10 protein-coding genes are annotated in these 12,883 nt (G+C 55.7%); 9 read left to right on the plus strand and 1 reads right to left on the minus strand.

Features of this window, described 5'->3' with window-relative positions; translation table 11 throughout:
• Positions 1-35: 35 nt before the first annotated feature.
• From AB1724_13990 to AB1724_14020, 7 genes are all read left to right on the plus strand, one after another.
• Positions 36-311 carry an AAA family ATPase gene (locus tag AB1724_13990; GenBank protein ID MEW6078920.1) on the plus strand — a complete coding sequence of 92 codons (276 nt, stop codon included), beginning with the start codon at positions 36-38 and terminating at the stop codon, positions 309-311.
• A 307-nt stretch (positions 312-618) separates the two neighbouring features.
• Positions 619-2,796: an alpha/beta fold hydrolase gene (locus tag AB1724_13995; protein MEW6078921.1), complete on the plus strand. Its 2,178-nt coding sequence runs from the start codon at positions 619-621 to the stop codon at positions 2,794-2,796.
• Between the two features lie 68 nt (positions 2,797-2,864).
• Complete coding sequence (locus AB1724_14000) at positions 2,865-3,365, plus strand: SH3 domain-containing protein (protein MEW6078922.1); 501 nt, start codon at positions 2,865-2,867, stop codon at positions 3,363-3,365.
• Positions 3,362-4,273, plus strand: a complete 912-nt coding sequence (locus AB1724_14005) for a M48 family metalloprotease (protein ID MEW6078923.1) — start codon at positions 3,362-3,364, stop codon at positions 4,271-4,273. Before AB1724_14000 ends, AB1724_14005 begins: the two co-directional genes overlap by 4 nt.
• The gene (locus tag AB1724_14010) at positions 4,274-6,412 is read left to right on the plus strand and encodes an adenylate/guanylate cyclase domain-containing protein (GenBank protein ID MEW6078924.1); all 2,139 of its coding nucleotides are present in this window, start codon (positions 4,274-4,276) and stop codon (positions 6,410-6,412) included.
• A gap of 16 nt (positions 6,413-6,428) precedes the next feature.
• The gene (locus AB1724_14015) at positions 6,429-8,270 is read left to right on the plus strand and encodes a U32 family peptidase (protein MEW6078925.1); all 1,842 of its coding nucleotides are present in this window, start codon (positions 6,429-6,431) and stop codon (positions 8,268-8,270) included.
• A 65-nt stretch (positions 8,271-8,335) separates the two neighbouring features.
• Entirely contained in the window at positions 8,336-9,316 is a 981-nt protein-coding gene (locus AB1724_14020; protein MEW6078926.1) for a hypothetical protein, read from the plus strand.
• Here AB1724_14020 and AB1724_14025 read toward each other — a convergent pair.
• Positions 9,291-10,592, minus strand: a complete 1,302-nt coding sequence (locus AB1724_14025; GenBank protein ID MEW6078927.1) for a polysaccharide deacetylase family protein — start codon at positions 10,590-10,592, stop codon at positions 9,291-9,293. The two genes, AB1724_14020 and AB1724_14025, sit on opposite strands and share 26 nt — an antisense overlap.
• Before the next feature lie 163 nt (positions 10,593-10,755).
• Between AB1724_14025 and AB1724_14030 the strand changes: the two genes are divergently transcribed.
• Positions 10,756-11,469, plus strand: coding sequence for a glycosyltransferase family 2 protein (locus AB1724_14030; protein ID MEW6078928.1), 714 nt, complete (start codon positions 10,756-10,758; stop codon positions 11,467-11,469).
• Between the two features lie 4 nt (positions 11,470-11,473).
• Positions 11,474-12,880, plus strand: coding sequence for a hypothetical protein (locus AB1724_14035; GenBank protein MEW6078929.1), 1,407 nt, complete (start codon positions 11,474-11,476; stop codon positions 12,878-12,880).
• Positions 12,881-12,883: the final 3 nt, after the last annotated feature.

Consider the following 12,883-nt stretch of genomic DNA (forward strand, 5'->3'; position numbering starts at 1 on the left):
ATATCGAAAACTTTCTAATAATTGGGGCGAGTTTTTTGTATAAACGAAACATCTATCTTGACCGAATCCGGCAATTCCTGGGCAAGCCGGTGGTGAAGGTCATTACGGGCATGAGGCGCGTGGGCAAAAGCTGCCTTCTGCGAGAGATTATCGATCTTCTGCGCGAGGATGGCGTGGCGGCAGGTAATACCCTTTACGTGAACATGGAGTCCCTCGATTTTGAACATGTCCGCACGTATCGTGATTTGCAGATGGAAGCGGAACGATCGCTGCTAAACGGAAACCGTCTATCAGTACGTCAGTTCCATTGATAACACCATCCTGCTGGCCACGCCTCAGGTCATTAAGCGAGAATTCGGCGTATTGCGCGACATCCCCGATAACTACCCGAAATGCGTCATCAGCATGGACACGGCTTTCGGGGAGGACATCGACGGCATACGCCGTTACCATCTGGCTGATTTTCTGCTTGAAAAGTCATAGAATAAGGCAGCATGCTTAATGCTTTCTCTGCAACATCTTGTTGCCATATCCACCAATGTGCTTTAAAATAAAAGATTATATAATGAACGATTAGCAGACAATCGGCAACCCTAAAAACGGCAGACACAACCGCTCATGAATCGTTACGCTTATCGGACAACCGGACTGGTGATCAAGACCCTGTCGGGATTAATTAAACCGAAGGTCAAAATTCACGATCAGAACAAGATACCCGCGGATCATTCCCTTATTTTTGTGGTGAATCATTTCACCCGGGCGGAAACCCTGCTGGTGCCCTACTACATCAACAAAATCACCGGCCGCAGCATCTGGTCCCTAGCCAGTCAGGACCTTTTTAAAGGCGGCCTGGGTTCGTTTCTGGAGAAACTGGGGGCGGTTTCCACCGGCGACCCGGACCGGGACAAGCTGATCGTCAAAACCCTGCTGACCAACGAGGCGTCCTGGGTTATTTTTCCCGAAGGCCGGATGGTGAAGAACAAGAAGATATATGATGTCGTTGACCAGAAAGGGCAGTTCATCGTTTCTTCTTCGGCGGGCAAGCATCCGCCGCATACCGGCGCGGCAACCCTGGCGCTGCGGACCGAATTCTACCGCAGCCGTATTGAACGGATGGTGGAGAACCTTCCGGACGAAGCCAGGCGCCTGCTGGATCTTTTCGAGATCGACACGCCGGAAACCATCCGGGGCAAGAAAACGCTGCTCGTTCCGGTCAATCTCACCTACTATCCCATCCGGGCAAAAGAAAATATCGTCAGCAACCTGGCCGGCAGACTGTTTGAAAACCTTTCCTCCCGCGCCCTGGAGGAGTTGCAGACCGAGGGGACCCTGCTGCTCTCGGACACGGACATCGATATCCGTTTCGGGGAACCGATCGATGTGACCCCCTATCTGGATTCACCGCTCATCCGGGAAAACATCGAACTGCAGGCCAGAATCGACTTTAACGATTCTATTGCCGCCAAACAGGTGCTCCGGGACACGGCCGTTCAGATCATGGAACGGTACATGTCGGCCATCTACAACATGACGACGGTAAACCATGATCATATTTTCGCTTCGCTGTTGAAATACATTCCGGAGGAGCGGATTCCGGAAGACGATCTGAAGCGGAGAGCCTATCTGGCCATTGACAAAATCGACTCCCTGGCCACGCGTACGTTTAAACATACCAGCCTGCAGCAGGATCAGACCCATCTTCTGACGGATGACCGGCATCACAAATATGCCAATTTTATCGCTATCGCCGAAGAAACGGGCGCCGTTAAGAAGGCAGACGGTTTTCTGACCAAAACGGAAAACATGAGCCTTCCGCCGGATTTTCACAGTGCCCGGGTGACCAATCCCATCACCGTCATCGCCAATGAGGTCGAGCCCCTGTCTGATTTTCAGGAAGCCGTCCGCGAACTGGCCGCGCCCACGTGCGAGACCATTCAAAAGAAAGTAACCGCGCATCTGATCGCCGGGGACACGTCCGATTTTGAAAATGATTACGCGCAATACGCCATTCCGGGAGAATCAAAAGATAAAAACGTCGGCCGCCCTTTTTTATTAAAAAGCCCCTCACCAAGGACCGGTGTTGTCCTGGTACACGGGTACATGGCCGCGCCGATGGAAGTCCGGGCCCTGGCCGATTATTTAAACAGTCTTGACATCACGGTCTATGTCCCGCGCTTAAGAGGTCACGGCACTTCCCCCGTCGATCTGGCCCGGCGGTTGTATGCCGAATGGATCGAATCCGTGGAAAAAGGATATGCCATCGTCAAAAACAGCTGCGACCGCGTCATCGCCGGCGGCTTTTCCATGGGGGCCGGGCTGGTTCTTGATCTGGCCGCCCGGGTCAATGACGACCTGGCCGGCATTTTCGCCGTGGCGCCGCCCCTGAAACTTCAGAATTTTTCCAGCAATTTCGTGCCGGCGGTCAATTTGTGGAACCGGCTGCTGAAACGCATCAATGTTGACAAAAACCGGGTCGAATTTATTGAAAACACGCCGGAGAACCCGCATATCAATTATTCGCGCAACCCGCTGGCGGGTATTTCCGAAATGGGACGGCTGATGGACACGCTCGAGTCCAGGCTTCCCGCCATTACCGTTCCGGCGCTGATTCTCCAGTCACAGGCGGACCCGGTGGTCAACTCCAAGGGATCCCGGATGATTTTCGAAAAACTCAGCTCAACGGACAAAGAGTATCTTCTGGTTAACTACAACCGTCACGGCATCATCAACGGCGAGGGGTCAGATCGCGTTTTCCGGGCTATCGGCGAATTCGTCCGGAAAATAATGGTGGATTAAAAAACGAATTGTTTTAAGATAAATGATTATTCCAACCAGCAGTTAATAATTAAGGGAGGGAGTCTGCCATGTTAAAGCGATACCGAGTGGTGATACTGGTCACTGCCCTTATCTGTTTTGCCGCGATAGGCGTCTGGGCAGCGGCCGCTAAAATCATGAGCGTTCAAATGAAAGTCAGTGAACTGCGGTCCTCGCCGTCGGGTTTGAGCAGTGTGGTCGCCACCGTCAAGATGGGCGACCGGATGACGGTTCTTGAGGAAAAAGGCGCCTGGACAAAGGTCTCAACCGAGTCCGGTGTTATCGGCTGGATACCCTCATCATCCCTGATCAAAGGGACGGTAAAGGTCAATGCCGGCGGAGCTGATGCCAAGGTCGCCGCTTCCAGTGATGAAATGTCCCTGGCCACCAAGGGGTTTACTTCTCAAGTTGAATCTGATTTCAAAAAACAGCACAAGGATATTGATTTCACCTGGGTCGACAAAATGAACGAGATGAAAATCACAACGGAAGAGATGAAAGATTTTCTGGAAGCAGGCGACGTTCAGGTCGGGAAAGGAGGCGCGCAATGAAACATTTAACAATCCTTCTAACTCTTTTTTCCTTCGGACTGATCTTCCCCGGCTGTAAAGCAATGGACACCATTACCAAGGTGGGGACCACCGCCGGCGTTGCGACCGGAACGATTTCGTCGCAACAGGCGGATTCGATCAATAAAACCTCATCGGCCGCGGGCAAGGCCATGGAGAAACTCACCCCCGAGAACGAATATTACATCGGCCGGGCGGTGGCGGCCACCCTGCTCCAGACCAATAAGCCCTATGACAATGCGGCCCTGAATCAGTACCTCAACCTGCTCGGCCAGACCCTGGCCGCGGCCTCGGACAAACCGGAGACCTTCGGGGGATATCACTTCCTGGCCATGAACACCGATGAAATCAACGCTTTTGCCGCCCCCGGCGGGCTGATCCTGGTTTCCCGCGGTTTGCTGCGGTGCTGCAAGAATGAAGACGCCCTGGCCGCCGTGCTGGCCCACGAAGTCGGTCATGTCCAGGCGGAACACGCCATTAACGCCATAAAAAAGAGCCGCCTGACGTCGGTCTTTACCACCCTGGCCATGGAAACCGGGAAGAACCTGGCCGGTGAGCAGGTCGCCCAGCTCACCACGGCCCTGGAAGGATCCATCACGGATATCACTTCCACACTGGTCAACAGCGGTTATGCCCGGAAGTTCGAAACCGAGGCGGACGCCAACGCCATCACCATCCTGAAACGTGTCGGTTACAACCCGACGGGTCTGAAAGACATGCTCACCGAAATGGGATCCCGGATCAAGGATCACAAATCCGGTTTTGCCAAGACCCATCCGGATCCCCAGGACCGGATTAAGGACATTGCTCCGTTGCTCCAGGGATATGGTCCGGTTGAGGCTCCCAAGTCCCGCCAGGAACGGTTTCAGAAGGCTATGAACGGGGTGTAGGTGCGAAAACTGACGCAGGGGCTGGTTATCGGTCTTGGCGCCGCCGCCGTCGCCTGGATGCTCTGGTGGACGGGGTGGCTCAGATGGATCGAGTTTCCGGCCTGGGACTGGCGTGCCAATACCTTTGCCGCCCCGTGCCCGGAGACCGGCAAAGTCCGGTTGATCCTTCTGGACCAGACCAGCCTTGACTGGGGTCAGAAAGAGCAGTCCTGGAGCTGGCCCTGGCCGCGCATCGCCTATGGCGCCATAGCCGATTTCTGCGCCCGGGCCGGCGCCCGGGCCGTCATCTTCGACATGGTCTTTACCGAGCCGTCCATCTGGAACCGGATCTACGGGGATGACGACGCGCCTTTCGGCGCTTCCCTGGCTGCCGCTCCCAATACCGTTGTCGGCTTCGAGCTCAGCCGGAATCAGGGCAGTGTTACGAAATGGCCGGAAGGGCTGCCCAGGGTTGAAGCGTCGGGCTTGAGCGAATACGCGGCCGGACACCCGAACGTCAGTCTGTCCATGCCGCTGGCGACCTTTCCCGTCCCGGAAATCGCCACCGCCTGTTCCCTTCTCGGCAATGTTTTTGGCACGACCGATAAAGACAATGTCATCAGACGTCTGTTGCCCTTCCAGATATTTGATTCCACCTTTGTCCCATCCCTCGGACTGGCCGGTTATCTGGCCGCCAACCCGTCGGAGACGGTCTTACTATCCAGGAATGAACTGCGTATCGGATCGCGGACGATCCCCCTGGATGACAGTGGGCAGGTTATCCTTCATTATCGTCGCGGACCGGATACCCGGCAGGCATACACCACCGTCAGCGCCCAGGCCGTCATTCAATCCGAGGTCCGGCTCCAGGAAGGAAACACGGACACCGTCCTTAATCCAGACGACTTCCGCGGCAGCTATGTTCTGGTCGGCTCCTCGGCTCCCGGGCTGATGGATCTAAGGGCTACCCCCATCAGCCGGGCCCTGCCCGGAGTGGAGATTCATGCTACCTTTCTGGATAATCTGCTTTCGGATGATTTCATCCGTGACGCCCCCCTTGCCCTGGTCATGGCCGGCACGCTGGTTTTCGCGCTGCTGGGGGCGCTGATCGGCCGCTCCTGCCAGAAAGGATGGCAGGCGGTCCTGGCGTTTGTGATTCTTCCGCCCCTGCCCCTGATCCCCGGGTTCGCCGGTTATCATCTGGGCTACTGGTTCCCGATTGCCCCCCCGGTCGTGGCCCTGGCCCTGGCCCTGGTTAGTGCGCTCATTCTGAACTACACCATCGAAGGAAAGCAGCGTCGGTTCATTAAAAGCGCCTTCAGCCAGTACCTCAGTCCGGCCTTCATTGAACGGCTGGTCCAGGATCCGTCCCATCTGAAGCTGGGCGGTGAATCGCGGGAATTGAGCATCTACTTCTCCGACATCCAGGGATTCACCACCATTTCGGAAACGCTGGCACCCCAGGATCTTACGGCCTTTCTCAACGAATATCTGACGGCCATGACCGACATTATCATGGAGGAAGGCGGCACGGTGGATAAGTATGAAGGCGACGCCGTCATTGCCTTCTGGAACGCGCCGGTCGATCTGCCGGAACATGCCCGGTGCGCCGTGCGGGCCGCGCTGCGGTGCCAGAAAAAAATGACCGAATTACGTCCGGCGCTGAAGGCCCGGTTCGGAAAGGAAATTTTCTGCCGTATCGGTGTCAATACCGGTACGGTCGTCATCGGCAATATGGGGTCCCATCAGCGATTCAATTATACGTTTCTCGGTGACGCCGGCAACCTGGCTTCGCGCCTGGAAGGCGCCAACAAGCAATTCGGAACGTTCATCATGATCTCTGAATTCACCCGCGCCATGATCGGAGACGAGTTCCCCGTCCGGGAACTCTCCCGGATCCTGGTGAAAGGCAAAAATAAACCCGTGTGTGTGTTCGAGCCGATGCTGCCGGAAGACTTCGCGCGGCGCCGGGAGGCGCTGGACGTTTTCGCCGCGGCGCTGTCGGCCTATTATGAAGGCCGGTTCGGCGACGCCCTGAACGGATTTTCAAAAATCGCCGAACAGGATGCGGCGGCCCGTTCTTACCTGCAGCGCTGCCGGGAGCTGATGGAAAACCCGCCGGAGGCGTGGAGCGGGGTGTGGGAACTGACGGAAAAATAATGGCGAGCATCCGCCCATGACAACCCCACTGGAACTTCTGTCTCCGGCCGGCAATGCCGATATCGGCATGGCTGCTATTGACCACGGAGCCGATGCCGTCTACATCGGCGCGCCCGCTTTCAGCGCCCGTGCCTCCGCCGGCAATCAGATCGAAGATATCGCCCGGCTGATCGAATACGCCCACCGGTTCGCCGTCCGGGTGTATGTGGCGCTCAACACCATCCTGTCCGACGCGGAAATCCCGCGGGCCCTGGATCTGATCCGGATGATCCATGAATCCGACGCCGACGGCCTGATCATCCAGGATATGGGGCTGCTGGAACTGGATCTTCCGCCCCTGCCCCTGATCGCTTCCACCCAGACGCACAACACCACTCCCGAAAAAGTCCGTTTTCTGGAGGCGGCGGGATTTCATCGCGTCATTCTCGCTCGGGAGTTGTCGCTTCCGGAAATCCGGACCATACGTGACCAGACCGGGATCGAACTGGAATTTTTCGTCTACGGCGCCCTGTGCGTTTCTTACAGCGGACAATGTTATCTGAGCCAGGCGACGGCCGGTAGAAGCGGCAACCGCGGGGTCTGCGCTCAGCCCTGTCGTCACCGCTATACGCTTTCCGATGGGAACGGCCGGATTATCGTAAAAGACAAGCACCTGCTTTCCTTAAAGGATCTCAACCTGATCGACGCCATCCCCGACCTGGTCGAAGCCGGTATTACCTCCTTTAAAATCGAAGGCCGGTACAAGGATATCGGGTATGTAAAAAACGTCACGGCCGCTTTTCGCCGGCGGATCGACGCGTTTATTGCCGTCAGCCCTCTCTATCATCGCAGCAGTTCAGGGAAGGCAACGCTGACGTTTACGCCTGACCTGGAAAAAACATTCAACCGGGGAACCACCCGCTATTTTATCCATGGTCGGGACGAGAAGATCGGCGCCATCGATACGCCCAAGTCGGTCGGGAAACCCGTGGGTACGGTCACCGCGGTGGAGAAAAATTGTTTTGTCATAAAAGGTGACCCGGTTAAAAACGGTGACGGGCTCTGCTTTTTCTCCCCGTCCGGAGAATTACGGGGATTCAGGGTAAACCGGGCCGACGGGAAGCGGATTTACCCCTTCGGCAGGATGCCGGAACTGGCGGCGGGGTTCCGCCTCTACCGCAATCATGATCACCACTTTGAGACGATCCTGGGGAAAGATTCCGCCGTCCGGAAAGTCGACGTCTCTTTTCGATTTTTTCAGCAGGAAAGCCGGATCCGGCTTACGGCAATCGACGAAGACGGCAACCGGGCGGAAACCGAACTCGATTTTCCATTCCAGATCGCGCGGGAGCCGGATATTTTTCAAAAGCAACTCCATGAGCAACTGTCCAGCAGCGGCAATACCATTTATAATATCACCGGCATCGCGATCGATTCCGCCCCCCCGGGTTTTCTGCCGGTCAGCGTCATCAACCGCCTGCGCCGGGAAACACTGGGCCGGCTGACCGACCTGCGGCTGAATCGATACCGTCCCGGGCCGGTACCCTTCATGCCCAACACCACTCCATATCCGGAAAACGTGCTGGACTTCCGGGCCAATGTCCTCAACCGTCTGGCCGCCCGGTTTTACGCCCGGCACGGGACCACGGTCAGCGAACCGGCCCTGGAAGGCGGCACCGACCCGGCGGATAAAATTCTCATGACTTCAAAATATTGCCTGCTTCACCAGCTGGATGCCTGCCGGCGTTTCGCCCGCCCGGCTTTCTCGTGGTCCGAACCCCTGCGGCTGACCGACGGCCGCCGGCATTACCGTCTTGATTTTGACTGTCGGCGCTGCGTCATGCATGTCTATCTGGAAAGCGCTGATAGTCTGAAATGAAAATCTGAACAATTGAAGGTTCCAAGGGGTCACAGAAACCATCGTAACAGTATTTGAGGCGATACATGAGGAGATTTACGACAACCTGGCGTCTGTCTTTTGTTTCTCTTCCGACAAATGAAGAGCTGGATCAGGTTCGTTCACTGCTCGAACCGATCCTGCGGGTGGAGAAACCGGATGACTACGGTCACATCTTCCGTGAGTACGGTCAGAGCGATCACCTGATGGTATCGCCCGCCGTGGAAGCGACGGCCGGTGAGATCGCCCTGGAGTGCCTGTCCAGGGCTCATCGCATCGGCCGGGGCTGGGGGGTTTTCTGGCCACAAGCCGGGAACTGGGCGCAGGCGGTTGCCCCCGAATTCCTGGACGGACTGACCGGCAATATTGAGGATGGCCAGCCTTTTGTTAAAATATTCGTGCCGGGGATATGCATAGCCTCCTTCCGGGTGACGGTGCTGCCGGAATCGACTCCTGAAGAAAAAAAGGCGGAGCCCGCCCCATCAGGCACAACCCGGCTCCCGACCGTTGATCTGATGGAATTCCGGGACATCGTCAAACCGGCCATGGAAAATGTTCTGGTCATGCAGCGACTTCATCCCTGGTCATGGAACGCGACTGTGGACAGGACGAACCTGGAAATGGCGGGGTACCGATTTACCGGCGAAGAAGACGGGGACTGGCTTTTTGCGGGGTCGTTTCAAACCGCCGCCCGGCTGAAAAAGACCGGCGATGTTGTCGAATCCCTGGAATTTGTCCTGTCCGCCCTGCCCGACCCGCACCTTCTGGATGAAATCACCTTCTTTGAAAAACAGAACGAATACGAAGTCCTGTTCCACAATGCCGTCAACCTCCTGGAAACGGTCCTGGGACCACCCCTGTTCGCCGGAGCTTCCGGCGATGCCGATTTCCCCGCGGACCGCTGGGCCGACTGGGCCGCCGTCTGGACAACCGGTCAATACCGGGTCATTGTCGAACAGCGGCACAACGACAAAGAGCTTCCCCTGGAATTATGCCTGGTTTTCACGCCCCTGGAGCGGAACGCCTGAACGAGTCGTTTTTCCGTCTTGTTTCCGTTGCTCCGGTTTTGCCCGTGGCATGAATCGGCCGGGGATTGCGGCACCAGTCAATGACCCGGCCGGCGGGGACGATCCGGACCTCGGGTCTGTTGAGTATATAATCGATGAACTCCTCCAGGACCCACTGGCGGTCCCGGTAATCCGTGGGCACATGGTTCAGCGGATATTTGCTGGAATAAATATCGCTATGAACCCCCAGGCAGAACGGCGCCCGGTTGCCCTGGTAATGCTGGTCAAAGGTATACTCCAGTACCGCCAGGGCTTCCTCCCGAGTCAGCTTGCAATGAAAAAAAAGATTGTAGTCAACCCCCGGCACCTTGTTCTGAGATTCGTCAAACCAGGTATACTGTCCATTGATCTTATTTCGCAACCCTGGTGGAATACCGTATCGGGCGCATTCGCCATCCGGCGGGACCATGACCGGATGCAGAGGAAGTTCCCACAGGCCGGGATATGAACCGATGGGCTGGTATCTTTTTACGCCCGGCAAATGCATGATCAGTTTATCTCCCGGGCTGCCGTTATCAAGCGTATAAGGCCAGCAGAACCCGGATGCGTTCTGCTCTTTCTGCCAACCGTCTTCGATGCTGCAATCATAAAGAAACCCCTTTCCCTTGAGCGCCTTGAATGTCGCGTCGGTATAGGCGAGGAACGGGGTGCGGAATCCGTGAATATCCCCGCCGCCGGGCGCGGGGTGATTATCCCATCCACCGGAGGACGTATCCGGATCGGAAGCAAAGATCGTTTTCAGTATCTGATTGCATTTTTCAATTTCATCGGCCCAGTCTTTTTCACTGACGTCGAATTTCAGCCGGTCCCCGTGACTGTAACTATGACTCCCGATCTCATGACCTTCCATCCGGGCCCGGCGCCACATCTGCCGGACCAGGTCCATGTCCTCGAGTGCCGCGGAATCCCCATAGGATCCGACCAGGTAAAAACTGGCCCGGCAGGGCTCTTTGTCGTATGTCCCCCGGCCGGCATCACTGCCGGGATTTATCCTGTCATTGAAAAGATCCAAGGCCCATTTCATCCCGCCGGAACCGCCGGAACCATCAATACCGGAATAACCGTTATCATCGAAACCGAAAACCACAAACTGGGGGACGTCGGCCGGACTCAACCCGCCGGGAGGAAGAATTGAATAAGGAACGTTGTCGCCGGAGAATGCGCCGGAGGTGAGAACAACCAGGACAACCAGTCCCGCGCCGATCAAAAAAAATAATATGACTGCTTTTTTAAACATTTACAATAAACGCCCGGTCCCGAACGGCGATATTTTCCATTTTGGTGTGTGGTTTATGTGTCCGGCTTGACAATGATGATGAGTTCTGAGATAGTCTCGCGCGCTATGGGAAGTTAAGTTCCTTTTCGGTTGCCGGAAGTTGCCATTTACTACAGGACTGTCTATGAAGTTGAGTATCGTAGTGCCTCTATATAATGAGGAAAGACTCATTGTTGAAGTTCTCTCCAAGCTGATGACGGTCAATTATCCCGAATTCATCCATTCCCATGAAATTTTAATCGTGGACGACTGCTCTGACGATAACTCCTATGAAACGGTCCTCACCTGCATCCGCGGAATTTCTCATATAAAGCTATTGCGTCACGATGTCAACAAAGGAAAGGGCGCGGCGGTCCGGACCGGACTCCAGGCCGCCGACGGAGACCTGTTCATCATCCAGGACGCTGACCTGGAACTCACCCCCTGCGACATTCCCGTAATGCTTCGGACACTGAAGGATCGCAACGCGTCATTTGTAAATGGTTCCAGGTATTTGCCTGGGATAGAGCGGCCGCCGTCAGCCAGAGGCAGGATGTTTTTCAACAAGCTTTTTACCTGGATTACCGCCCGCCTGACCCGTTCGACCATCACCGACATGGCCTGCGGTTATAAGCTGTTTACCCGGGAGCTCTACCAAAAGCTCAACCTGAGAGAAGACCGTTTTGCCTTTGAAACCGAATTAATCATCAAGGGGTTGCGCCTTCACCCCCAGGGCCTGGTGGAAGTACCGGTTCATTATTATCCCCGGAACCACCGGCAGGGGAAAAAGCTGAAAGCCAGCGACGGACTGGTCATTTTCCGGGCCATCATCCGATACGGCCTGTTGAAGAAAGATTAACCGTATGACTCCTTCTCACTCCTCGCGTAAAACAGGCTTTTCCTGGGCGGCCGTCATCGTTATCCTGATGACGATGGCCGCGCATGATATCACGTTTGACTACTGGAAAGACCCCCATAAAATTATTTTCTGGGATGTTCTCAACTATTACGCCTATCTGCCGGCCATATACGTACATAACGACATTTCCCTTGGATTCCTGGACGAAAATCCGTCGCTCCGCAAGGAACAATTCTGGCCCCATGACACCCCGACCGGCCGGCATGTCATTAAAACCACCATGGGGCTTGCCTTTCTATACGCTCCTTTTTTCTGGGTCGCTCATCCCGCCGCCCAGATGCTCGGCTATCCTGCCGACGGGTTTTCTGGTCCGTACCGATTCATCCTGATGTTCAGTGCCTTGTTCTATCTGGCCGCCGGGTTGTTGTGCCTGAAAAAGGTGCTGGAACGGTATTTTTCCGACCCCGTCGTGGCCCTGGCCCTTGTTTCCGTCACCCTGGGCACCAACCTGCTGCACTATTCCACCTACGAAGCCACCATGCCCCATTCCTATAGCTTTTCTTTGTTTTCAATGTGGTTATATCTGTGCTTAAAATGGCACGACCGGCCGGATTCGGCCAGCTCAATCGGTCTCGGGCTTCTGTCGGGGCTCATTTCCCTGATCCGGCCGACCAACGCCCTGGTCGGCATCCTGTTCGTCCTCTGGGGCGTGACGGACCTGCGATCGCTCAAGGAACGGGCCTTGCTGCTGATAAAGAATTGGCCGCTGCTGACGGTCATTGTCATGACTGCCATTGCCGTGTGGATCCCCCAGATGCTTTACTGGAAATTTACTGCCGGGACCTTCTGGTTTTATTCCTATGGCAATGAACGGTTTTTCTTCGACCGTCCCCACATCATCCAGGGCCTTTTCGGATTCCGAAAAGGATGGCTGCTGTATACGCCCATGATGGCCCTGGCGCTGGCAGGCATCGGCCTCTTGTATAAACATCTCCGGGAGTGGTTCTATCCGATCCTGATTTTCACTGTTTTGAATGTCTATGTCATCCTCTCCTGGTGGTCCTGGTGGTATGGCGGCGGTTTCGGCCTGCGGCCGGTTATCGAGTCCTACAGCATTCTTTCCATTCCCCTGGCGGTTCTGTTTGCCGTGGCGTTAAAAAAACGCACCGCCGTCAAGGCTGTCGTCCTCACGACCGCGTTCATTGTTCTGGCGTTGAATATCTTTCAGACCCATCAATACCGGTTGCACCTGATTCACTGGGACGGCATGACGGCCCGGGCCTATTGGGCGGTCCTTCTGAGACTGGAAAAACCGGACAACTTCCAGGAACTGATTGAACGGCCGGATTATGACAGCGCCCGACTGGGCCTGAAGGAAGTTAAAGGCAAAGCCCAGTCTGAAGTTCATTGACAG

The organism is Thermodesulfobacteriota bacterium, assembly GCA_040753795.1.
GTDB lineage: Bacteria > Desulfobacterota > Desulfobacteria > Desulfobacterales > Desulfosudaceae > JBFMDX01.